The following is a 23,244-nucleotide window of genomic DNA, read 5'->3' as shown; positions in this document are numbered from 1 at the left end:
CCGCCGTCAGGCCGGTGCGGCGTGCGAATGTTCGGCCTGCTGCGCCAGCTGTTCGACCAGTTGCTCGCAGAACGCGGGCAGGTCATCCGGGTTGCGGCTCGTCACGATTCCGCCGTCGACCACGACCTGTTCGTCGACCCACTCGGCGCCGGCGTTGCGCAGGTCCGTCTGCAGACTCGGATACGACGTCAGCCGCCTGCCCCTGAGCACGCCGGCCTCGATGAGAGTCCATGGCGCGTGGCAGATCGCCGCGACGGGCTTGCCCGCATCGACGAACGCGCCGACGAACCTGACCGAGGCCGGGTCAGTGCGGAGCAGATCCGGGTTCGCGACGCCGCCGGGCAGCACGAGGCCGAGGTAATCGTCCACCGACGCCTCCGAGACCGCTTTGTCGGCCCGGAACACGTCCGCCTTGTCGAGATGGTTGAAGGCCTGCACGTCGCCGTACTCGAACGAGATCAGCTCGGGCAGACCCTCGGCGTCCTGCACCGCCTTCCACGGCCTGGTCAACTCGACCTGTTCGACGCCTTCGGGCGCGACCAGGAAGGCCACTCGACGGCCACTGAGCCTGCCGGTCACAGTCACCACTCCTCTCGTGTCGGTTCGATTCGCGCGTACCCGGCGCGGGTGCCCTGCGAAACGCACGCGGACAATGACACCTGTGAGGGACAGGACGATCGACGTCGACGTGGCAGGTGTGTTCGCGCTCCCCCTGCGGAACCGGTTCCGCAGGATCACCGTGCGCGAGGGCGTGCTGCTGCGCGGCCCCGCCGGCTGGGGCGAGTTCAGCCCGTTCCGTGACTACGACGACGCCGAGTCGGTGCCGTGGTTCGCGGCGGCGATCGAGGCGAGCCACGAGGGCTGGCCGGAACCGGTGCGCGATGCGGTCGAGGTCAACACGACGGTGCCCGTGGTCCCACCCGAACGGGCCCACGACCTGGTGTCCGCGTCGGGCTGTCGCACGGCGAAGGTGAAGGTCGCCGATCCGCGGTCGTCCCTCGCCGACGACTGCGCCCGGGTGGAGGCGGTCCGCACCGCGCTGGGCCCCGGAGGCGCGATCCGCGTCGACGCGAACGCGGCCTGGGACGTCGACACCGCAGTCGCCGCGCTACGAGAGTTGGACCGCGCGGCAGGTGGACTGGAGTACGCCGAACAGCCGTGCGCCTCGGTGGCCGAACTGGCCGACGTCCGGCGGAGGGTCGACGTTCGGATCGCAGCGGACGAGTCGATCCGGCGAGCCGAGGATCCGCTGCGGGTGGCCGTGGCCGGTGCAGCCGACGTGGCGGTGCTGAAAACCGCTCCGCTGGGTGGCGTGCGCAGGGCGCTCGACGTCGCCGAGTCGTGCGGCCTGCCGTGCGTGGTGTCGTCGGCCGTCGACAGCAGCGTCGGTCTCGCCGCGGGGCTCGCACTCGCCGGAGCTCTACCCGAGCTCGACTTCGCCTGCGGGCTCGGTACCGCCAGTCTGCTCACCGCCGACGTGACGAGCACCCCGCTGTCCGCTGTGGACGGCTTCCTCCCCGTTCCGCACACCGCCCCGGAGCCGGACCTGCTGGCCGACCATGCGGCGGACCCGGACACCACGCAGTGGTGGCGCGACCGGATCCGCAGGGTCGAGGCAACCGGCTGAGCCGCTTCGCTGCGGGGTTGTCTTCCGGTACGGCGGCCGCCTCGCAGCGCAACCGCCCCATACGGCAACCTCCCCGCACGGCAGCCGCTCCTCAACCTCTCCGCGCGGCAACCTCTCCGCACGGCAGCCGCTCCTCACGGCAGCCGCTCCTCGCGGAGACTGTCTCGCGCAGCGCGAGTCAGCCTCGTCAGACGGCCGCCTCGTCGGCGTGCGGGTTGGAGCCGGCGTCACGGACGGGCACCGTGGCGAACGCCGCGGGCGGGTCACGCCACGGATCCGCGGGCCTACCGTCCTGTGCCTCACGAATCGCCTGCCATACCCGCTGCGGGGTGAGCGGCATGTCGATGTGCCGCACACCGAGGTGCCGCACGGCATCGACCACGGCGTTCTGCACGGCCGGGGTCGCCCCGATCGTCGCCGACTCACCGATGCCCTTGGCACCCAGCGGGTTCAGGGGCGAATCGGTCTCCGTGTTCGACGCTTCGAGCATCGGCACCTCCATCGCCGACGGCACCAGGTAGTCGGCGAGCGTGCCGGTGGAGGGATTGCCGTCCTCGTCGTAGGTGTAGTGCTCCCACAGCGCCTGCGAGATGCCCTGCACCGCACCGCCGTGCTGCTGACCACGCACGAGCAGCGGGTTTAGCACCCTGCCGCAGTCGTCGACCGCGATGTGCCGGATCGGCGTGACCTTTCCGGTCTCCGTGTCGACCTCGACCACGGACACGTGCGCGCCGAACGGGAACGTCGCACCGCCCGGCGTGAAATCGGTGTCGGCGGCAAGCCTGCTTCCGCTCTCCGCCGCATACGCGGCGAGTTCCGCCCAGCCGATCCTCGCGCTCGGCACACCGAGCACACCCAGGTCCCCGTCGCCGGTCACCTCGATGTCCTCGACGGCGGCCTCGAGCTTCGTCGCAGCCAGTTCCTTGGCCTTCGCGACCAGCCGCTCGCTGGCCTCACGCACCGCACTGCCGCCGATCTGCAACGACCGCGAACCGCCCGTACCGCCGCCCCGCGGGACCTGCGCCGTGTCGGACTGGACGAAGTCGATCCGCTCGAGCGGAATACCGAGTGCGTCCGAAGCGAGCATCGAGAACGACGTCGGGTGTCCCTGGCCGTGCCCAGAGGTGCCGACCTTGATCGTCGCGCGCCCCTCGTCGCTCATCTCGACCTCGGCGAACTCGCCGTCGCCGCCACCGCCGGTGATCTCGACGTACGTACTCACGCCGACACCGAGCAGCGTCGTCTCACCAGCGTCGATGCGCTGTCGCTGTTCCTTCCGCAACTCGTCGTAGTCGGCGATCTGCAGTGCCTCGCGCAACGGCAGGTCGTAATCGCCCGAGTCGTACTTCGCCCCGACGAGTGTCCGGTACGGGAACTGGTCGGGCTGCAGGAAGTTCTTGCGGCGCAGTTCGACCGGGTCCATGCCCAGTTCGGCGGCGCCGACATCGATGATCCGCTCGAGCATGGCCGCCGCCTCCGGCCTGCCCGCGCCGCGGAACGCCCCGGTCGGAGTCGTGTTCGTCAGCACCGCGATCGCCCCGAAGCTGATCTTCGGGATGCGGTACACGCCCTGCGACATCAGGCGCGTCGGGCCGAGCGCGAAGCCACCGCCGAAGCCGGCGTAGGCACCGCAGTCACCGAGGACGTCACAGTGCAGCCCGGTGATCGTGCCGTCGGACTTCAGCCCCAGCTCGGCGTACTGCACCTGCGCACGGCTCTGCGGCATCGCCTGCATGTTCTCCGAGCGGGTCTCGACCCACTTCACCGGCCTGCCGAGCCGCTGCACCGCCGCGACGACCACCTGGTGTTCGGCGATCATGCCGACCTTGCCGCCGAACGCACCGCCGACGTGCGGGGTCACGAGGTGGATCCGGTCGGCGTCCACACGGAGCTGTTTCGCCGCGACCTGCCACAGCGCGTGCGGCATCTGCGTCGACACGTGGATCGTCAGGTCGTAGTCGCCGCCGAGATATCCGCCGCCCGGTTCGACGGCGATGGCGTTGCCCTCCATCGGCACGACCGCCACGCGCTGGTTCTCGATCCTGGCGCGCGCCACGACGTCGGCGTCGGCCAGAATCTCCGCTCCGACCTGGTCGCGCTCGCCCGCCGCGATGTTGGTGCCGAGCTCCGGGAACTGCAGCGGCGCATCGTCGGCGAGCGCCTCCTCCGGGTCGGCCACCACTGGAAGCGGCTCGTAGTCGACGTCGACGAGCTCCACGGCGTCGGCTGCAGCCGCGCGGGTCTCCGCCACGACAGCGGCGACCGCGTCGCCGACGAACCGCACCCGGTCGGTCGCCAGCGGGGTGCGCACGCAGTCGGAATTGACGACCATCAGCTGCCGCACCGGCGGCAGGTCGAGATCGGCGGCCGTGTACACGGCCAGCACGCCGTCGGCCTGCTCCGCTTCGGTCTTGTCGATGCCCGTGATCTCGGCATGAGCGAACGGCGAGCGCACGAACGCGACGTGCGCGGCGCCCGGGATCGGCAGGTTGTCGACGTAGGTGGCTTCTCCGCGGAGCAGTTCGGGGTCCTCGACCCGCCGCACCTCGGTTCCGAGCACAGATCCAGGCATGTGACCGACACTAACCGCGTGGCGTTGATCATGCCTAGGGATACGGCTCCGGCAACGTGCCCATCCCCCGAACAGCGGAAGCAACAGGGCACGGCGCCGCACTGCCGGACACCCGACGAGAGCCGCCGGGGGTGCACATACAACGAGCCCCGGGGCACTGGGTGCTCCCGGGGCTCGTCGTGGCTTCAGGCCTGAATCACATCATGCCTTCCATGCCGCCCATGCCGCCCGTGGGGTCGGCACCGGCGCCGGCGTTCTTCTCCGGCTTGTCCGCGACCACGGCCTCCGTGGTCAGGAACAGGCCGGCGATCGAAGCGGCGTTCTGCAGCGCGGAACGGGTGACCTTCGCCGGGTCGAGCACGCCGGCGGCGATGAGGTCCTCGTACTCGCCCGTGGCGGCGTTGAGGCCCTGGCCCTGCGGCAGGCCCTTGACCTTCTCCACCACGACGCCGCCCTCGAGACCGCTGTTGACGGCGATCTGCTTGAGCGGGCCCTCGACGGCGACCTTCACGATGTTCGCACCGGTCGCCTCGTCGCCCTCGAGCTTGAGGCCGTCGAAGGCAGCCTTGGACGCCTGCAGCAGAGCGACGCCACCACCGGCGACGATGCCCTCCTCGACGGCGGCCTTGGCGTTGCGCACCGCGTCCTCGATGCGGTGCTTGCGCTCCTTGAGCTCGACCTCCGTGGCGGCACCGGCCTTGATGACGGCAACGCCGCCGGCCAGCTTCGCCAGGCGCTCCTGCAGCTTCTCGCGGTCGTAGTCGGAGTCGCTGTTCTCGATCTCGGCGCGGATCTGGTTGACCCGGCCCTGGATCTGCTCCGCGTCGCCGACGCCGTCGACGATCGTGGTCTCGTCCTTGGTGACGACGACCTTGCGGGCCTGGCCCAGCAGCGAGATGTCGGCGTTCTCGAGCTTGAGGCCGACGTCCTCGCTGATGACCTGACCGCCGGTGAGGACGGCCATGTCCTGCAGCATCGCCTTGCGGCGGTCACCGAAGCCCGGGGCCTTGACGGCGACGGACTTGAAGGTGCCGCGGATCTTGTTGACGACCAGCGTGGCCAGGGCCTCGCCCTCGACGTCCTCGGCGATGATCAGCAGCGGCTTGTTGGTCTGCATGACCTTCTCGAGCAGCTGGACCATGTCCTTGATGTTCGAGATCTTCGATCCGAACAGCAGGATGTACGGGTCCTCGAGCACGGCTTCCTGACGCTCGGCGTCGGTGGCCATGTAGCCCGAGACGTAGCCCTTGTCGAAGCGCATACCCTCGGTGAGCTCGAGCTCGAGGCCGAAGGTGTTGGACTCCTCGACGGTGACGACGCCTTCCTTGCCGACCTTGTCGAGCGCCTCGGCGATCAGCTCGCCGATCGTGCGGTCGGCGGCCGAGATCGAGGCGGTGGCAGCGATCTGCTCCTTGGTCTCGACCTCGTGAGCGGCCTTGTGCAGCTGCTCGGTGACGGCCTCGACGGCCTGCTCGATGCCCTTCTTGAGGGCGATCGGGTCGGCGCCGGCGGCGACGTTGCGCAGGCCTTCCTTCACGAGGGCCTGGGCGAGCACGGTGGCGGTCGTGGTGCCGTCACCCGCGACGTCGTCGGTCTTCTTGGCGACTTCCTTGACGAGTTCGGCCCCGATCTTCTCCCACGGGTCCTCGAGCTCGATCTCCTTCGCGATCGAGACACCGTCGTTGGTGATCGTCGGCGCGCCCCACTTCTTTTCGAGCACGACGTTGCGGCCACGCGGGCCGAGAGTCACCTTGACGGCCTCGGCGAGGGTGTTGAGCCCGCGCTCGAGTCCGCGGCGGGCGTCCTCGTCGAACGCAATCAGTTTGGCCATTGGGGTGTGGTCCTCCGGTAATCGGACACGTCACAGGCCAGGCTCGGTGCCCGCGACGGACGACCAGCCCGGGATCTCCCGGACGTGGCCTCACCGTCCCGACCTTCAGGTACCGGTCGGCGACCGGTTACCTAGCACTCGACGGTGCCGAGTGCCAATCTCGTGTTTAGCACTCTCCGGGTGAGAGTGCAAGAAAGGGGTCCCCCGACACGGCCGCGCGGCCGTGCTCCCAACAGCGCGCGACCATGCCCCGAAGGTGCCTTCGGGGCGTCCGAACCGAGCCTCTCGAGACCTTGTGGGATCCACCCGAAACAGATTGACACGGGCGTACCAGAACAGCTTCGATCGAACGCATGGAGCGATACCTGGTCACCGGCAGCGCGGGCCACCTCGGTGAAGCCGTCGTGCGCACACTCCGCGAACGCGGCGACGACGTCGTCGGCCTCGACATCCTCGACTCGCCTTTCACGACCGTCACCGGGTCGATCACCGACCGCGACGTCGTACGGCACGCCCTCGACGGGGTCACCCGCGTCGTCCACACCGCGACTCTGCACAAGCCGCACGTGGGCTCGCACTCCCGGCAGGACTTCGTCGACGTCAACGTCACCGGAACCCTGACCGTCCTCGAGGAGTCGGCCGCGGCGGGCGTACGGAACGTGGTCTTCACCAGCAGCACGAGCGCGTTCGGCCGCGCCCTCACTCCCGCCCCCGGCGAGCCGGCCGCGTGGATCACCGAGGACGTCCGCCCCGTGGTGCGCAACATCTACGGCGCCACGAAGATCGCAGCCGAGGACCTGTGCGAACTGCTCTCCCGTGACCTGCGCCTGCCGGTGGTCGTCCTGCGCACGTCACGGTTCTTTCCCGAAGGCGACGACAGGGACGACGTTCGCAACGCTTTCGACGACACGAACCTCAAGGTCAACGAGTACGCCTACCGGCGAGTCGACCTCGAAGACGTCGTCGAGGCCCACCTGCTCGCCGCCCACCACACCCCCGAGGCGTCGTTCGACCGGTTCGTCATCAGCGCCACGACGCCGTTCACCCGCGACGACGCCGCCGAACTCGCCACCGACGCCCCTGCCGTGTTCGCCCGCGTGCTGCCGGACCTGGCCGCCCGGTACGAGGAGTGGGGCTGGCGAATGCTGCCCGCGCTCGACCGTGTCTACTCCAACGAACGCGCGCTCACGACGCTCGGCTGGCGGCCGCGTTACGACATCCGAGCTGCCGTCGAGCTGGCCGGCGCCACAGGCGCGGCGCGCAGCCCGATGGCACGCGCGGTCGGCGCCAAGGGCTACCACACGGAACCGACCGGCGTGTACACGACCTGAACCGTCCCGGCACTCAGTGCTGCAGGCACCCAGCCGACCCGGTGCCGCAGGCACCCAACCTTCGGTTGCCGCAGGCACCCAGCCGACCCAGTGCCGCAGGCACCCAGCCAGCTCGGTGCCGCAGGCACCCGGCCGGCTCGATCGGGCGTGGGCTCAGTTCTCCGGTTCCACCGGGATCGACTTCGGCACCGTCCGCCCCTGCGAGGAATCACCGGTCGGTGCGGACTGCGATCCACCGGGGCCGACCGGGATCTCCGGCACCGAGCTCGACGTGCCCGGATCGCCGCCGGGCTCGCCCCCGCCCTCGGGCTCGTCGTCCCCGCCGGTCAGCAGGAGGATCGTCACGACGACACCGGCGATCACGACGACGGCCAGCCCCGCCCAGAGCCACCACTTACCGCCGCTCTTGCCACCGCTCGGCCCGCCTGGGCCGCCCGGTCCACCCGGACCGCCGGGACCGCCGGGGCCGCCGGGACCGCCCGGTGGCGGGAAGCCTCCCGGAGGCGGACCACCCGCGGGCATTCCGGGCGGCGGCGTGCCGAATCCGGGCTGGCCTCCCTGCGGCGGCCTTCCCAGTCCGGGCGGCGGGGTCTGCGCGGGATTCCCCGGCGGCGGAGTCCCGTACGGCGGCTGCCCGGGCCCGTGCGGACCCTGCCCACCGGGCGGGCCCTGTGGCCCCGGACCACCAGGGCCACCCGACTGGCCAGGCCCGCCCGAGCCCGGCCTGCCTCCCTGCGGCCCGTACGGACCGGGCTGTCCCGGCTGTCCCGGCTGTCCCGGCTGTCCCGGCTGTCCCGGCTGTCCCGGCTGTCCCGGCTGTCCCGGCTGTTGAGGATGCACGAGGCCTCCCTCTCCCTGTCGCGACGACGCGTCCCGTCGCGACGCTGCATGCTGCTGCGACGCCGTACCGTCCTGCCGCTGCGCCGTGTCCCGCTGCGCCGTGTCCCACTGCGCAGTGCCTCGCTGCGCAGTGTCGTCCTGCCCTGGCGTGTCGCCTCGCCGTGGCGTCGTGTCTTCCTGCTGCGACGTCAGGTGCCGGATGCCGCCGAGTTCGGCCCCGGACGGCGGGGTCGCCGCCTGGCCCGCGGTGACCTGTTCGGTGATCGGTGTCCCCTGCGCCGCACGGTCACCTGACGAGCCCCCGCTCGCCGCCGCACCGGCCGCCGCGGCACCACCGGCAACAGCGCCACCCACCACGGCACCACCGGCGATGGCACCGCCCGCCGCGGCGCCGGTACCACCGATGCCTGCGCTTGCGGACCCGTCGCAGGCCAGCGCCTCGTGGGCAGCGGCGATCAGCTCTACGCAACCGGTGTACCGCTCGTCGGGCCGCTTCGCCATGCCCCTGCGCACGACGTCGTCGATGCGATTGCCGAGGCCGGGCACGGCGCGGGAGAGGGACGGCGGTTCACGGTTGAGGTGGCCCGCGATGACGGTCTGCACGTCGCCCGTGAACGGCGGCCTGCCCGCGAGGCACGAGTAGAGCATGCACGCGAGCGCGTACTGGTCGGTGCGACCGTCGAGCGGTTCGCCGCGGAGGTGTTCGGGCGCCGCGTAGGTGGGCGAGCCGAGGAAGTCGCCGCCGCGGGACGCCCGCGTGGCGGCGCCACGTTCGGTGAGGCCGAAGTCGGCGAGGTAGACGTGTTCGAGCTGATCGCGCGCCCGCTGGCGGCTCGTGACGAGCACGTTGGCCGGTTTGACGTCGAGGTGGACCAGCCCGTCGCGGTGCAGCGTGTCGAGGGCGTCGGCGACCTGATCGAGCAGGCCGATCACGCGCGCCGGGTCCATGGGACCGCCGCCGTCGAGGCCGGCGAGGTCGGCACCGTCGACGTAGCGCATGGCGATGTAGAGCAGCCCTTCGAGCTCGCCGAAGTCGTAGAGCGGCACGATGTTGGCGTGGTCGACCGCCGAGGTGTTGCGCGCCTCGTCGACGAACCGGTCGCGGAACTCCGGGTCGGCGCCGGCCTGCTCACCGATGATCTTCAGGGCGACCCTGCGGCCGAGGCGCACGTCCGTGGCCTCGTAGAGCACGCTCATGCCGCCGCGGCCGAGCACACCGTCGATGCGGTAGTTGCCCAGCTGCCGACCGGTGAGGTCCCCCGACACATCGCCTGACACAGCGCGCAGCCTAGCGGTCGGACCGCTGGTCGGACGCGAAGTGTCGGAAAGCCCCGGTTCACCGCTTCCCTCGGTCGGGAACCGGCGGACCGGGTGCCAACCGCCGCGCGATGCGCCGGAGGAGCCCCGGTCGAGAAGAAAAACGAAAGCTACGAGACCTTCTTGACGTCGGCAGCCTGGCTGCGGCCGTCCCGCCCCGCGGTGATCTCGAACTCCACCCGATCACCCTCGTCGAGGGTGCGGAATCCTTCTGCCTGAATCGCGGAGTAATGCACGAAAACGTCGGGCCCCTCCGGGGACTCGATGAAGCCGTAGCCCTTTTCCGCGTTGAACCATTTGACCGTGCCGACTGCCACGGCGTCCTCCTTGCTGCAAACCGAAAAACGCTCCGAGCACAGCCTGTCTGCGCTCCAAGCGTCGATCACGCTACCGGAATCACGCAGCTGGGCAATGGTCAATTTGCGGTAACGGGTTCGCCGACATCTCGCTGTCCGATGTACGCGGTGAGTGACATCCGGGTAAATCGTGTTCACCCACATAGCCCACAACGGGTGTCGCCGGGCGAAAGAAGGAGTGCGAGAGAGTCTGCGGAAACGCCGTAAGAATCAGCGCCTGGCCTGGACCAGAACGGTACCGGGGCCCGCGAAATCGAGCGCCAGTCCCTGCCCGGTACGCACGGACTGTGGCCCCGCCGGATCGAGCGCCCGCAACCGAACCTGGATCGTGTCCGGATAGGCGACGAGGAACGCGGGCCGTACCGTGATCATCTCGCCGGCGTCGAGATTCAGCAGATCGACGGGGCCCTTCGCGCTCAGCACGAGCGAGCCCACACCGCTGTAGTGCTCGAGGAAGCCGTGATCCCCGCCGAACAGGTGCTGCAGTCCCGGCCACGACTCGTCCCGGCGGATCGACGCTGGACGCGCGAGCACCCGGGGCTCCGGCACCGTCGACACGCACCAGCCGCTGCGCCCGTCGAAACCGAGCGGATAGACGTCGCCGGCCGCCTCGGGGGCGAGGTCGACCCAGCCGCCGCCCGCCGGCGCGGTCAGCACGGTCGGCTCACCACGGGCGGGCCGGGACACCGAGACGCCGAAACTGCTCGCCATGATCGCCTTTGCCGGTGCCTGCACGGCCTCGCCGTCGGCGAGCACGATGCGGGCGACACCGAACGTCGGCGTGTGCCGGGTGTGGACCTCCATGCCTACCGCCCCGGCGACTGCTGCCAGACCCACAGCGCCAGCGCCGAGGGATTGCGGGTCTGGGTCATGATCTGTCCGGGGCCCGCGAAGTCGAAGACCAGCCCCTCACCGCTCTTGACGCTCTGCACCATCCCGCCGGAGACCTTGCGCAGCTGCGACTGCACCGTCTCGGCGTAGGCCACGACGTGCCCCGAGTCGATGGTGATCATCTCCCCCGGCTGCAAGTTGACGACCTCGAGCGCGCCGTAGCAGGACACGATCACCGGTCCCTGGCCGGCCGCGTAGGTGAGGAAGCCGCCCTCGCCGCCGAACAGCTGGCTGAACCCGCCCCACTGGGTCTGCAGGTTGACGGTGTGGGCCGAGGCGATCCACGACCCGCGCGTGATGCACCAGCCCACGCGGCCGTCGAGGTTGATCACCTGCAGATCTCCGGGCAGGCTCGCCGCGACGTCGACCCAGCCACCGTTCTGCGGCGCGGTGTAGGTGCTGATGAACATCGACTCGCCGCCGAGCACCGCCCGGCCGAGACCCTTCATGACGCCGCCCTGGGTGGACGCCTGGACCTGCACCCCGTAACTCGTCGCGACCATCGCACCCGCCTCCGCCTGGACGGGCTCGCCCGGGGCGAGCATGATGCGCCCGACCGCGAACGACGGCTGGTGCCGCAGCTGTACCTGCACGAGAACCTCCCCTGAGCGACACGGAACTCCGCCTCCCAGGGGTTCCGAGCGGGGAGAGTCTGACACAGCCACGATCGGCGAGGAGGATGACCGGCGTGATCTCCGTCGACGAACACCGCGCACAGGTGACCGAACTGCTGGGCAAGCGGCCCGCGGTCAGCAGGCCCGTCACCGAGTGCGCCGGACTGGTACTGGCCGAGGACGTCGCGGCACCGGTGTCGCTGCCGCCGTTCGACAACTCCGCGATGGACGGCTACGCCGTGCGCTCCGCCGACGTCGCGGGCGCGAGCGAGGACGCACCCGTCGAACTGGACGTCGGGGTCGACATCCCCGCCGGCCTGACCGACGTCCCCGCGCTTCCGCCCGGCACCGCGCACCGCATCATGACCGGCGCCCCCATGCCCGACGGCGCCGACACCGTGGTGATGGTCGAACGCACCGACGGCGGCACCACCCGCGTGCGGATCCACGCCGAGTCGGCGCCCGGCACCCACGTGCGCCGCGCGGGCGAGGACGTCGCCGCGGGGACCGTCGCGCTCGAGGCCGGCACCGTGTGCGGCCCCGCCCAGCTGGGCCTGGCCTCGGCCGTCGGCAGAGAAACCCTCGCGGTTTTCGTGCCACCGCGGGTCCTGGTGGTGTCGACGGGCACGGAACTGGTGCTGCCCCCTCAGCCGCTCGCCCACGGCCAGATCTACGAGTCCAACAGCGTCATGCTCGGCGGCGCGCTGCGGGCGCTGGGGTGCGAGGTGACCACGGTGCGCAGCGTCGCCGACGACGTCGACAGCTTCCGCGCGGCCATCGAACCGCGGCTCGCCGACGTCGATCTCGTCGTCACCTCCGGCGGTGTCAGCGCGGGCGCCTACGAGGTCGTCAAGGACACCCTGACCGGGGCGGGCGTGACGTTCACGAAGGTCGCCGTGCAACCCGGCGGACCTCAGGGATGCGGCACGTGGGACGGCGTCCCGGTCGTCACGCTGCCCGGCAACCCGGTCAGCGTGCTCGTGTCGTTCGAGGCGTTCCTGCGGCCCGCGATCCTGTCCTCGCTCGGCCATGCCGACCCGGACCGCACCCGGGTACGCGCGCGACTGCTCGAGACGCTCACGTCGCCGCAGGGCAAACGCCAGTTCCGCCGCGGCTACTACTCGCACCCCGACGGCGACGTGACCGGAGTGGTCGGACCCCGTGGCGGCCCTGCTTCACATCTGCTCGCGGCTCTGTCGCAGGCCAACTGCCTCATCGTGCTCGACGAGGACACCACCGAAGCGCCCGCGGACTCCGAGGTGGACGTGCTGCTGCTGTGACGCGCGCGAGGGCGGACGTGAGGCGGCGACCGGTGCGTTACCCCAGCGGAGTAGCGTGGTCGCGTTCGAGGTTCACCTACGCGAACGGAACAGACGACCGAACCATGGCTTCCGACGGCATACCGGCGTCCACGGCCTCCGCAGCCTCCAAGGCTTCGGCGGCACTCGGCCACGCCGCAGCGATCACCAGGGAAACGCTGCCGCCGATGCACCCGGCCGGCAGACCGTTCGTACTCGGCGGCCTCGCCGCGACGCTCGCGTTGCGCAAGGTGTCGGCGAGCCTCGGCGTCCTCGCCGGGCTGGGCACACTCGCCACGGCGGCGTTCTTCCGCGAACCGCACCGGGTGCCGCCGCAGCGCGAGGACCTCGTCGTCGCGGCCGCGGACGGCACCGTGTCGCTGATCTCCGAGGCCGTGCCGCCCGCCGAACTCGGCCTGCCCGACGAGCCGCGCACCCGCGTGAGCGTCTTCCTGTCCATGTTCGACGTCCACGTGCAGCGCATGCCCGTCAGCGGCACCGTGGAGCGGGCCGCCTACCGGCCGGGCACGTTCCTGTCCGCCGACCTCGACAAGGCCAGCGAGGACAACGAGCGCAACTCGCTGCTGCTGCGCACCGACGCGGGCCACGACGTCGTCGTCACCCAGATCGCCGGGCTGGTCGCGCGCCGCATCGTGTGCCAGGTCGCCGAGGGCGAACGGCACGACGTCGGAGCGACCTACGGGCTGATCCGGTTCGGCTCCCGCGTCGACACCTACCTGCCGCCGGGCAGCCGCGTCCTCGTCCGCGAAGGACAGCGCACCGTCGGCGGCGAGACCGTCATCGCCGAAACCGCCCCCGCTGCGAGGGACTGACCCGTGATGTCCCGGACCACTCCCGGCGTCCGGCTGCTGCCGAACGCCATCACCGTGCTCGCGCTGTGCTCGGGGCTTTCCGCCGTGCAGTTCGCCCTGACCGGCGCCTACGTGCTGGCCATCGGCGCCATCGGCGTCGCCGCCATCCTCGACAGCCTCGACGGGCGCATCGCCCGACTGCTCGACGCGTCGTCGAAGATGGGAGCCGAGCTCGACTCGCTGTCCGACGCGATCTCGTTCGGCGTGGCGCCCGCCCTGGTGCTGTACGTGTGGCTGCCGGGTGACGCCCGGTTCAGTTGGGTCGTCGCGCTGATCTTCGCCGTATGCATGGTGCTGCGGCTGGCCCGGTTCAACACCCTGCTCGACGAGGACCAACCGCCGTTCGCAGCCGAGTTCTTCGTCGGCGTCCCCGCTCCCGCGGGTGGTCTGACGGCGCTGCTGCCGGTGATCGTCACGCTCGAGTTCGGCACCGGTTGGTGGTCGTCGCAGCCCGTGGTGTGGGTGTGGACGATCGCCACGGCGGCACTGTTGATCAGCCGCATCCCCACGCTGTCGCTGAAGAAGCTGCGCGCACCGGCGAAGGCGGTCGCGCCGCTGCTGGTGGGTGTCGGACTGCTGGCGGCGGCGGTCATCCAGTACCCGCTGATCGCGCTGGCGGCGGCGCTGGTGCTGTACCTGGCTCACATCCCGTACGCGGTGCGCCGCTACCACTGGCTCGCCGCGCACCCCGAGGCATGGGACGTGCCGGGGCGCGAACGCCGTGCCATGCGCAGGGGGTTGCGCGGGCAGCGGCGTCTCGGACTGCGCAAGCCACGACTGCGCCGCGTCGCCGGTGCCGCACGGCGGGCTGTCCAGCGATCGGACGGCAGTCCCGGCACCGGCACGGCCACGTCACACGTGTCGCGGGTGTACCCGCCCGCCGATCCGGCGCGCACCTCGTCACGGAAACGAGGCTGGCGACGCATCGGGCTCCGCCAACGCGAACGCTGAGCCCGACGGGCCCGGACGGACGCGCTCCGCGCGACAGTGCTCAATCAATTCCCCCAAGGCTCAATCAATTCCCCCAAGGGCGGCACTACATCGGCGCCGGCCGCCGGACGAGATCGGCGGTCCTCGGCGCGCCCGGTGTCCGTTCCTCATAGAGTGGCGGCTGTGACGTCCTCGGCTCAGATCACGCTCACCGTCCGGCACACCCCGTCCGCGCTCGACTCGCGCCGCGGTGTCGTCCGTATGCACCCCGAAGTGCTCGACGCCCTCGGCTTGCGCGCCTGGGACGCGGTACGGCTCACCGGAGCACGCGCCAGCGCCGCGTTGGCCGCCCCAGCCGACGACGGTGTGCCCGGAGTCGTGCTGGCCGACGACGTGACGATGTCGAACCTCGGCGTCACGGAGGGTTCGGAGGTCGTCGTCGCACCGTGCGATGCGACCGTCGCGCGAACCGTCACCGTGTCCGGGTCCCGGCTCGCCACGATGTCGCTCACCGCCACGACCCTGCGGCAAGCGCTTGCGGGCAAGGTGCTGACCGTCGGCGACGCGGTGTCGCTGCTCCCCCAGGACCTGTCCCCGCCGCCGGGAGCCGACGTCGCCGCGGTCCGCGGCACGCTCTCGCGCACCGTCGGCGCGACGTGGACGACGGAACTGCTCACCGTCACCGCCACCGAACCGGCGACGGGCCCCGTCGTGGTCGGCCAGTCCACGGTCGTCCGCTGGCGCGGCGACGAGACCACGCCTGCCGCCGACACCGTCACCGACGCGGCGGGAACGACGGCACAGTCGCAGGCACAACCGGCACGGTCACAGCCGGCGCAGGCACGGCCGGCGGCCGGGGCCACCCCGGCGGCCGCCGAACCCGAAGTCGCCGAGATCGCCGTCACCGAACCGTCCGACGATGCCGGCACCGTGCCCGTGTCCGAACTCGCGGGACACTCCGCCGCCACCCGCACCCTCGCCGAATGGTTCGACCTCGCCTTCCACCGGCCGGACCTGCTCGCCAAACTCGGCACGTCCGCACGCCTCGGCGTGTTGCTCGCCGGACCGGAAGGCGTCGGCAAGGCGACGCTGGCCCGGTCCGTCGCCCACGCCGAGAAGGTCCGGGTCGTGACCCTCGCCGCGCCGACGCTCGCGGTCCTCGAACCCGACGCCGCACTGAACCGGCTGGCCCAGGCCGTCGACGCCGTCACGTCCGGCGACGGTTCCGGTCTCCTACTGCTCACCGACGTCGATGCGCTCCTTCCGGCCCACCAGCAGCCGCCCGTCGCGACCGTGCTGCTCGACCGGATCCGCAACGCCCTCGCCGAACCGGGGTTCGCGCTGGTCGCCACGACGGCACACCCCGAATCGGTCGACCCGCGGCTGCTGGCCGTCGACCTGCTCGATCGCGAGCTCACGCTCGCCCAGCCCGATGCCGGCGTGCGCACCGAACTGCTGCGGATCCTGTTCCGCGACGTCCCCGTGGAATCCGATGTGGATTTCGGGGCGATCGCCGAGCGGACACCGGGCTTCGTCGCAGCCGACCTGCTCGCGCTGCGCCGCGACGCCGCCGTCCGGGGCGCTCTGCGGCAGCGCGACGACAGCGCGAGCGGTGACTCCGGGCCCGCGATCGCGCAACAGGACCTGATCGACGCCCTGTCCTCCGTCCGTCCGATCTCGATGTCCGAATCGGACACGCTGGCCACCGGCGGGCTCACGCTCGACGACGTCGGCGGCATGGGAGAGATCAAGCAGTCGCTCACCGAGGCCGTGCTGTGGCCGCTTCGCTATCCGGACTCGTTCGCACGGCTCGGCGTCGCACCGCCGCGCGGCCTGATGCTGTACGGACCACCCGGCAACGGCAAGACCTTCCTCGTGCGCGCGCTCGCGGGTGAGGGCGCGCTGAACGTGTTCGCCGTCAAGGGCGCCGAACTGATGGACAAGTTCGTCGGCGAATCGGAACGGTCGGTGCGGGAGCTGTTCCACCGTGCCGCAGAGGCGGCACCCTCGCTGATCTTCCTCGACGAGGTCGACGCGCTGGCACCGCGCCGCGGCCAGGGCAGTGACTCCGGCGTGGCCGACCGCGTCGTCGCCGCGCTGCTGACCGAGCTCGACGGTGTGGAGCCGCTGCGTGACGTCGTCGTGCTGGGCGCCACGAACCGGCCCGAACTCGTCGACCCGGCGTTGCTGCGGCCCGGCAGGCTGGAACGGCAGATCTACGTGCCACCGCCCACCGCCGAGGCCCGCGCCGACATCCTGCAGTCGGCCGCCAAGAACACGCCGCTCGCCGACGACGTCGACCTCACCGACGTCGCCGCATCGCTGGAACGCTACTCGGCGGCCGACTGCTCGGCGCTGATCCGCGAAGCGGCACTGACGGCGATGCGCGAATCACTCGAGGCCACGGAGGTCACCGCGGCGCACCTGGACAAGGCCCGTACGGTCGTCCGGCCGTCCCTCGACCCGCAGCAGCTGGCCGACCTGGAGGAATACGCCCGGAACCGGTGACCGCGCCCGGCACCGTCCAGGACGGTGCCAGCCTGAGCGTGTCAGCGGTTGTCCGCGTAGTCCTTCGTCACGATCACGATGACGCCCGGACTCGAGTCCTCGATGCCCTTGAACCGCTTCGCGACGTTGATGCCGAGACTGTCGGCGAGCACCCGCGCCGCGTGCTCCTCATCGGTGCCGGGGCGGAAGTACGCGGTGCTCTCGTGGATGACGCCGTCGGAGTAGTTGGCCTCCTCCACGACGTTCCAACCCTGGGCACGCATGTCGTCACCCGCCGTACGGGCCAGCCCACTGATCGTGCTGTTGTTGTACACCCGCACGTCCACGGCCTTGACGTTCACCTTCTGGTTCTCGGACCCGTCGCCGCCCCGATTGCCACCGGAGCCGTCCGAACCGCCCGCGGTTCCGTCCGCGCCACCGCCGCCGTTGTCGCCACTGCCGCCGTCGTCGGTGCCGTCGCCGTCACTGCCGTTACCGTCGGCGGAGTCACCGGACTCGTCACCCGAACCGTCACCGTCGGCTCCGTCGCCCGAGCCGTCCGATCCGTCTCCCGAATCGGGCCGCTGCTCGTCCGGCGAGCCGGACTGGCCGCCGTCGCCATCACCCGGCGTGTTCGTCTCGGACGTCTCCTGCGCCGTCGGCTGTTCGTCACCACCGGTCACCAGCGTGACACCGCCGATCACCGCCGCGATCACCGCGACCGCCAACAGGCCGAGTCCGGCGGCGCGCATGGGCCTGGACAGACCGTCGAAGATGCTCATGACAGCTCGATCCCCAACCGGCGCGCTGCACGCACCCGCTGCCGCGACGCGCGAGCCTTCCGCAGCCGCTTCACCAGCATCGGGTCGGCACGCATGGCGTCCTGTTTGTCGATAAGTCGATTCAGAATCTGGTAGTAGCGCGTCGGCGACATCGCGAACAACTCACGGATGCCCTGCTCCTTCGCGCCCGCGTACTTCCACCACTGCCGCTCGAACGCGAGCACTTCCCGCTCCCGCTCCGTGAGCCCCTCGGCCGGCTGCGCATCATCCGCCGACGAAGACGATCTACCCTTGCCCTCCGTCGACTCCGCGGCGTCCATGTGGCTCCTCGCAGGCGTTCTCGGCGAATAACACGGATGTGGTTTCCGCAGCCGCCATTAGATCACGCGAGACCACTGTCAGTGGTGTAACCCGGCCCCGGCGCGTCCCGGCCGGAAGTCCCGGCCGGAAGTCCCGGCCGGGAACGGTCGCGAATGGTCGCCGGTGAGCAACGACACGCCGTCGACCCACCACGGGCCCGGCCCGCCCACCGCATGCCCCGCGGCATCGCCCACCGGCCGACCGCCGTGGAGTCACTTCGAGGCACCGGGGCGGGCGTCGGCCCGGTCGTCGCCCACCTCCAAGGCGTCGCTACGCGATACTGGCCCGCCCGTCGCCCGGCCACCAACCCCTCAAGGAATCGCTACGCGATACTGCTTGAATGGGCACGTGAGCATCCATCCCATCGTCATCGCCGGTGACCCCGTACTGCACAACCCCACCCGCGAGGTGACGGAGTACGACGACAAGCTGGCCACGCTCGTCGACGACATGTTCGAGACGATGTACGCGGCCGAGGGCGTCGGGCTGGCGGCGAACCAGATCGGCCTCGACCTCCGCTTGTTCGTGTACGACTGCCCCGACGACGAAGGCGTGCGGCACAAGGGCGTCGTGGTGAACCCGAAGCTCGAGACGTCCGAGATCCCGGAGACGATGCCGGACCCGGACGACGACTGGGAGGGCTGCCTGTCCGTGCCCGGCGAGGCGTACCCGACGGGCCGCGCGTCGTGGGCGAAGGTGACCGGGTTCGACACCGGCGGCAACACCGTCGAGGTCGAAGGCACCGGCTACTTCGCCCGCTGCCTGCAGCACGAGACGGACCACCTCGACGGTTACATCTACCTCGACCGCCTCACGGGCAGGCACGCCCGCGCGGCGAAGAAGATGCTCAAGAAGAACGACTGGACGTCGGCAGGCAACAGCTGGCTTCCCCCGAAGGAACTCTGACCGGAAGTACCGCAATCCCAGGGATTTCCTCCCCGGACACGGCAGGGCGGGCGTTCGCGACGGAATTCGCGGGCGCCCGCCTGTTGCTTGTCGCGGCCGATGGTGGCATCGTCGCTGTCGGAACAAATACATCGAACGCGGGAGCTCGCGCCTTGGCGGGCTGAGAGGGCGACTGGGTACGACCCGGTGTCGCCGACCGCACGAACCTGACTGGATAATGCCAGCGTAGGGAGTGAATGTCGTTGCCGACGCCTGTTTCCGACAATTCCGCCGTGTCCGCCGCCACGGACTCCTCCGTCAACGGTTCCGCCGTCACGACGGGACCGATCGAGGGCTCCGCCAAGGCGTACGCCCCCACCGAGTCCGGCCTGCAGGTCCCGGTGCGCCGCATCGCACTGACGAACGGTGAGCACTTCGACGTCTACGACACCTCCGGCCCGTACACCGATTCCGACGCCGACATCGACGTCCACAATGGACTTTACCCGTTGCGTCGCGGCTGGTCGTCGGAGCACCGCACCCAGCTCGAATGGGCACGCGATGGCGTGGTCACGCCCGAGATGGAGTTCATCGCGGTCCGTGAGGGCGTGACAGCCGAGTTCGTCCGGTCCGAAGTCGCCTCCGGGCGCGCCGTGATTCCGGTCAGCCGCAAGCATCCCGAGGCCGAGCCGATGATCATCGGTAAGAACTTCCTCGTGAAGGTCAACGCCAACCTGGGCAACTCGGCCGTGACGTCTTCGGTCGAGGAAGAGGTCGAGAAGATGGTGTGGGCGACCCGCTGGGGTGCCGACACGATCATGGACCTGTCGACGGGGAAACGGATCCACGAGACGCGCGAGTGGATCCTGCGTAACTCACCGGTTCCGGTCGGAACCGTTCCGATCTACCAGGCTCTCGAGAAGGTCGACGGCGAGCCCGAGAAGCTGACGTGGGAGCTCTACCGCGACACGATCATCGAGCAGTGCGAACAGGGCGTGGACTACATGACCGTCCACGCGGGAGTGCTGCTGCGCTACGTCCCGCTGACGGCCCAGCGAGTGACGGGCATCGTCTCCCGCGGCGGTTCGATCATGGCGGCGTGGTGCCTGGCCCACCACCGCGAGTCGTTCCTGTACACACGTTTCTCCGAGCTGTGCGAGATCCTGCGGTCCTACGACGTGACGTTCTCCCTCGGTGACGGACTGCGTCCCGGTTCGATCGCCGACGCCAACGATCGCGCGCAGTTCGCCGAGTTGGAGACACTCGGCGAACTGACCCACATCGCCCGTGACCACGGCGTGCAGGTGATGATCGAAGGCCCCGGCCACGTACCGATGGACAAGATCAAGGAGAACGTCGAGCTCGAGGAGAAGCTCTGCGGCGAGGCGCCGTTCTACACGCTCGGTCCACTCGCGACGGACATCGCGCCCGCCTACGACCACATCACGTCGGCGATCGGCGCGGCCGAGATCGCCCGGCACGGCACCGCGATGCTGTGTTACGTCACGCCGAAGGAGCACCTGGGCCTGCCGAACCGCGACGACGTGAAGACCGGCGTCATCACGTACAAGATCGCGGCGCACTCCGCGGACCTGGCCAAGGGGCATCCGCGAGCGCAGGAGCGGGACGACGCGCTGTCGAAGGCGCGGTTCGAGTTCCGCTGGATCGACCAGTTCAACCTGTCCCTCGACCCGGACACCGCGCGGGCCTACCACGACGAGACCCTTCCCGCCGAGCCCGCGAAGACCGCGCACTTCTGCTCGATGTGCGGGCCGAAGTTCTGCTCGATGCGTATCACCCAGGACATCCGGGCCTACGCCGAGGAACACGGCCTGTCCTCTGTGGAGGCCATCGAGGAGGGCATGCGGGAGAAGTCCGAGGAGTTCAGCTCCCGCGGCGGCCGGGTCTACCTACCGGTGGCGGAATGAGCACCGGCGGTCCTCCGGAAGCGGCAGGCGCGAAAGCACCGCCGCCGACGGCGCTCACGATCGCAGGCTCCGACTCCGGCGGCGGCGCCGGCATCCAGGCGGACCTGCGGACGTTCTTCGCCTGTGGCGTGCACGGCATGACCGCGGTCACGGCCGTTACCGTGCAGAACTCGCTCGGCGTCGAGGATTTCACCGAGATCCCGTCGAACGTCGTCACCGCGCAGATCCGGGCCGTGACCGGTGACATGGGCGCCGATGCAGCCAAGACCGGGATGCTCGCCACCGCGGAGATCATCACGGCCGTGGCGAAAACCCTCGGCGACGTCGGGATCGGCGGTGACTCGGACGTGCCCTTCGTCGTCGATCCGGTGGCCGCCTCGATGCACGGCGACCCACTGCTGCGTGAGGAAGCCCTGGAGGCGATCCGCACCGAGCTGTTGCCCCGCGCCACGCTCGTGACTCCCAACCTCGACGAGGTCCGCCTGCTGACCGGTGTCGAGGTCACCGACGCCGGGAGCAGGCACGCCGCGGCCGAGGCTTTGCTGGCGCTCGGGCCGAGGTGGGTGCTGGTCAAGGGCGGACACGACAGCGGGCCACGCTGCGTGGACCTGCTCTCCGACGGCACGACGCACCTGGAGCTCGACGGGCCGCGACACGACACCCCGCACACGCACGGCGGTGGGGACACCCTCGCCTCGGCCGTCACGGCGGAACTCGCGAAGGGCGCCGATGTGCCCACGGCCGTCGAAGAGGGAAAGCGGTTCATCGAACGCTGCGTCGCCGAGGCCTACCCGCTGGGCGGCGGCATCGGACCGGTCTCCCCGTTCTGGCGGTTGGCCGGCGAGGACTGATCACCTGCGCCCGTGTTGCGTTCCCCGGGGCCCGTGTTGCGCCCACCCGTCGCCGGACCGCCACCCTTCATCAACGCGCTGACGCGCGACAGCACTTGATGGGGGGTGCTGCGGACTCCGGTGCTTGTGTTCGGCTCAGCGCGGGAACACGCCCACGCCGTTGGCGACCGCCCTGGGCTTGCCGTCGGAGGGCACGTTGCGCACGATCGCCTGCCGGTCGCCCGGCTCGCGGGTGACGAACGTCGAGGACCCGCCGCCGTCCAGGTTGACGCCGTCGACGGCGCCGAACGACCGCAGCAGGTCGGCGAGTTCGGCGACGGTCATTCCTGCGCTCTCGGCCGATCGGCCGTCGACGACGGTGAGGTAGGCGGTGCGGCCGTCGGAGCTCACCCCGGCAGCCGTCCGAGGGGCGAGCACGGACGTGTCGAGCCCGGGAAGCGGCGCGCCGTCACGCAGGATCGGATAGCCGCCCACGGCGAACTCGAACGGTGGCACGGGCTCATCGGCGTCCAAACCGGACCGCACCAGCACTCGGTCGCCCTCGTCGAGCGCCTCGAGCCGGTCCGCTCCGTCCTCGCGGCCCACCAGCACGGTCGCGTCGGCCGGGATCCGGCCTTCTCCGGGTTCGTCCCGTTCGGCGATGACGACACCGTCCTGTACGACCACCTCCTCGGTCTCGTCGCTGCAGGGTGCCTGCCGGTCGGTGTCGGTGCCGCACGTGGGACGCACCCTGCTCATCGGCCCCCAATCCGTGGTGTACACGCCGACGCCGTTCTCGGGCAGTGCGTACTGGTTCATGCCGTCGACGTCGAAGGCTCCGTCGGCGGTGCGGACCGTTCCGGTGACGTCCAATGTAGACATCCGAACCCTGCGGTCGACGCCCATGCCGAACACGTCCCGTGTCGAGGTGCCGTCGGGCAACGCGGGGCCGAACCGCTGACCGTCGGGCACCGCACCCTTGAGCGCGTCGCCGCCGGTGATCGCGGGACCGACCGACGACCCCGTCGGCTCGACGCCCTCGTGCGAGTCGCTGATGTTGAAGAAGTCGCCGTTCACGCCCGCGAGCGCGTCCTGGGCGCCCGCCATGTCGGGGATCTCGTCGCGCTGCGCGACCGCGTCGGGGTGCAGCAGGCCGAGGCGCGCTTTCAGCACGTCGACCGTCAGCACGTGGCCCTGCACGGCGCCTGCGGTGGTCTCGACCGTGAACGGCCGGTGGGTCACGCCGGGAGCGAGCACGGTGCCGGACTGCGCCGTGGTCGCAGGATTGTCGAATGCGGTTGCGGGGACGGCGGCCGTGGCGGCGGGCGGGACGGCGACACCGCCGAGCAACACCGCACACGCTGTGGAGACGGAAACGAGGGACCGGGGCACCTGCCGTAATGGGGTCATGGCAGGAAGACTGGCAGCGCCCGACACCGCGCATGTGATCGTCATCGGGCGGCCCGCTGAAGCGCCGGTGAACGAACCCGCTC

18 protein-coding genes, 1 pseudogene and 1 riboswitch are annotated in these 23,244 nt (G+C 70.6%); of the genes and pseudogenes, 9 read left to right on the top strand and 10 right to left on the bottom strand.

The window, feature by feature from the left end; genetic code table 11:
• Positions 1 to 6: 6 nt before the first annotated feature.
• Entirely contained in the window at positions 7 to 585 is a 579-nt protein-coding gene (locus FB384_RS11710; protein ID WP_183782627.1) for a type 1 glutamine amidotransferase domain-containing protein, read from the bottom strand.
• 76 nt (positions 586 to 661) lie between these two features.
• Between FB384_RS11710 and FB384_RS11705 the strand changes: the two genes are divergently transcribed.
• Positions 662 to 1,627, top strand: a complete 966-nt coding sequence (locus FB384_RS11705; protein WP_258937128.1) for an o-succinylbenzoate synthase — start codon at positions 662 to 664, stop codon at positions 1,625 to 1,627.
• Positions 1,628 to 1,814: 187 nt separating this feature from the next.
• Here FB384_RS11705 and FB384_RS11700 read toward each other — a convergent pair whose 3' ends face one another.
• Together FB384_RS11700 and groL are read right to left on the bottom strand one after the other, a co-directional pair.
• On the bottom strand, positions 1,815 to 4,199 hold the full coding sequence (locus FB384_RS11700) for a xanthine dehydrogenase family protein molybdopterin-binding subunit (RefSeq protein WP_183782622.1): 2,385 nt from the start codon (positions 4,197 to 4,199) through the stop codon (positions 1,815 to 1,817).
• 196 nt (positions 4,200 to 4,395) lie between these two features.
• Positions 4,396 to 6,030: a chaperonin GroEL gene (groL, locus tag FB384_RS11695; protein WP_183782620.1), complete on the bottom strand. Its 1,635-nt coding sequence runs from the start codon at positions 6,028 to 6,030 to the stop codon at positions 4,396 to 4,398.
• 353 nt (positions 6,031 to 6,383) lie between these two features.
• Between groL and FB384_RS11690 the strand changes: the two genes are divergently transcribed.
• Positions 6,384 to 7,361: an NAD-dependent epimerase/dehydratase family protein gene (locus FB384_RS11690; protein WP_183782618.1), complete on the top strand. Its 978-nt coding sequence runs from the start codon at positions 6,384 to 6,386 to the stop codon at positions 7,359 to 7,361.
• A 1,260-nt stretch (positions 7,362 to 8,621) separates the two neighbouring features.
• Here FB384_RS11690 and FB384_RS27305 read toward each other — a convergent pair.
• The 4 genes and pseudogenes from FB384_RS27305 to FB384_RS11670 all read right to left on the bottom strand — a co-directional run.
• Positions 8,622 to 9,479 (bottom strand): annotated as a pseudogene (locus FB384_RS27305) (serine/threonine-protein kinase); the annotation flags it as partial.
• Positions 9,480 to 9,628: 149 nt separating this feature from the next.
• Positions 9,629 to 9,835 (bottom strand): cold-shock protein, encoded by a 207-nt coding sequence (locus FB384_RS11680; protein WP_030532335.1) that lies wholly within the window; start codon positions 9,833 to 9,835, stop codon positions 9,629 to 9,631.
• A 249-nt stretch (positions 9,836 to 10,084) separates the two neighbouring features.
• Positions 10,085 to 10,678 (bottom strand): AIM24 family protein, encoded by a 594-nt coding sequence (locus tag FB384_RS11675; RefSeq protein ID WP_183782614.1) that lies wholly within the window; start codon positions 10,676 to 10,678, stop codon positions 10,085 to 10,087.
• Between the two features lie 2 nt (positions 10,679 to 10,680).
• On the bottom strand, positions 10,681 to 11,358 hold the full coding sequence (locus tag FB384_RS11670) for a TIGR00266 family protein (protein WP_183782612.1): 678 nt from the start codon (positions 11,356 to 11,358) through the stop codon (positions 10,681 to 10,683).
• A 95-nt stretch (positions 11,359 to 11,453) separates the two neighbouring features.
• On the opposite strand from FB384_RS11670, the gene moeA reads away from it, so the two are divergent.
• From moeA to FB384_RS11650, 4 genes are all read left to right on the top strand, one after another.
• Positions 11,454 to 12,659, top strand: coding sequence for a molybdopterin molybdotransferase MoeA (gene moeA, locus FB384_RS11665; protein ID WP_258937125.1), 1,206 nt, complete (start codon positions 11,454 to 11,456; stop codon positions 12,657 to 12,659).
• 104 nt (positions 12,660 to 12,763) lie between these two features.
• Positions 12,764 to 13,510, top strand: a complete 747-nt coding sequence (locus FB384_RS11660; RefSeq protein ID WP_183782608.1) for a phosphatidylserine decarboxylase — start codon at positions 12,764 to 12,766, stop codon at positions 13,508 to 13,510.
• Between the two features lie 6 nt (positions 13,511 to 13,516).
• Entirely contained in the window at positions 13,517 to 14,500 is a 984-nt protein-coding gene (gene pssA, locus FB384_RS11655) for a CDP-diacylglycerol--serine O-phosphatidyltransferase (RefSeq protein ID WP_183782606.1), read from the top strand.
• Between the two features lie 162 nt (positions 14,501 to 14,662).
• Entirely contained in the window at positions 14,663 to 16,987 is a 2,325-nt protein-coding gene (locus FB384_RS11650) for an AAA family ATPase (RefSeq protein ID WP_323985201.1), read from the top strand.
• A gap of 41 nt (positions 16,988 to 17,028) precedes the next feature.
• Here FB384_RS11650 and FB384_RS11645 read toward each other — a convergent pair whose 3' ends face one another.
• Both FB384_RS11645 and FB384_RS11640 read right to left on the bottom strand, forming a co-directional pair.
• Complete coding sequence (locus tag FB384_RS11645) at positions 17,029 to 17,748, bottom strand: LytR C-terminal domain-containing protein (protein ID WP_183782604.1); 720 nt, start codon at positions 17,746 to 17,748, stop codon at positions 17,029 to 17,031.
• Positions 17,745 to 18,068, bottom strand: a complete 324-nt coding sequence (locus tag FB384_RS11640) for a DUF3263 domain-containing protein (protein WP_183782602.1) — start codon at positions 18,066 to 18,068, stop codon at positions 17,745 to 17,747. The genes FB384_RS11645 and FB384_RS11640 overlap by 4 nt, the downstream gene beginning before the upstream one ends.
• 388 nt (positions 18,069 to 18,456) lie before the next feature.
• On the opposite strand from FB384_RS11640, the gene FB384_RS11635 reads away from it, so the two are divergent.
• The 3 genes from FB384_RS11635 (at position 18,457) to thiD (ending at position 21,772) form a co-directional block, all read left to right on the top strand.
• Positions 18,457 to 19,014 carry a peptide deformylase gene (locus tag FB384_RS11635; RefSeq protein ID WP_183782600.1) on the top strand — a complete coding sequence of 186 codons (558 nt, stop codon included), beginning with the start codon at positions 18,457 to 18,459 and terminating at the stop codon, positions 19,012 to 19,014.
• A 127-nt stretch (positions 19,015 to 19,141) separates the two neighbouring features.
• Positions 19,142 to 19,263: riboswitch (TPP riboswitch) on the top strand.
• Between the two features lie 23 nt (positions 19,264 to 19,286).
• Positions 19,287 to 20,921 carry a phosphomethylpyrimidine synthase ThiC gene (thiC, locus tag FB384_RS11630; RefSeq protein WP_308216689.1) on the top strand — a complete coding sequence of 545 codons (1,635 nt, stop codon included), beginning with the start codon at positions 19,287 to 19,289 and terminating at the stop codon, positions 20,919 to 20,921.
• On the top strand, positions 20,918 to 21,772 hold the full coding sequence (gene thiD, locus FB384_RS11625; RefSeq protein ID WP_183782596.1) for a bifunctional hydroxymethylpyrimidine kinase/phosphomethylpyrimidine kinase: 855 nt from the start codon (positions 20,918 to 20,920) through the stop codon (positions 21,770 to 21,772). Before thiC ends, thiD begins: the two co-directional genes overlap by 4 nt.
• A gap of 135 nt (positions 21,773 to 21,907) precedes the next feature.
• Here thiD and FB384_RS11620 read toward each other — a convergent pair whose 3' ends face one another.
• Positions 21,908 to 23,161 (bottom strand): phosphodiester glycosidase family protein, encoded by a 1,254-nt coding sequence (locus FB384_RS11620; protein ID WP_183782594.1) that lies wholly within the window; start codon positions 23,159 to 23,161, stop codon positions 21,908 to 21,910.
• Between the last annotated feature and the right edge of the window lie 83 nt (positions 23,162 to 23,244).

The sequence above is a fragment of the Prauserella sediminis genome, from assembly GCF_014195435.1.
GTDB classification, from domain to species: domain Bacteria; phylum Actinomycetota; class Actinomycetes; order Mycobacteriales; family Pseudonocardiaceae; genus Prauserella; species Prauserella salsuginis.
Note: the sequence above shows the minus strand (reverse complement) of the source record. Positions and strands in the feature narration are given on the sequence as shown.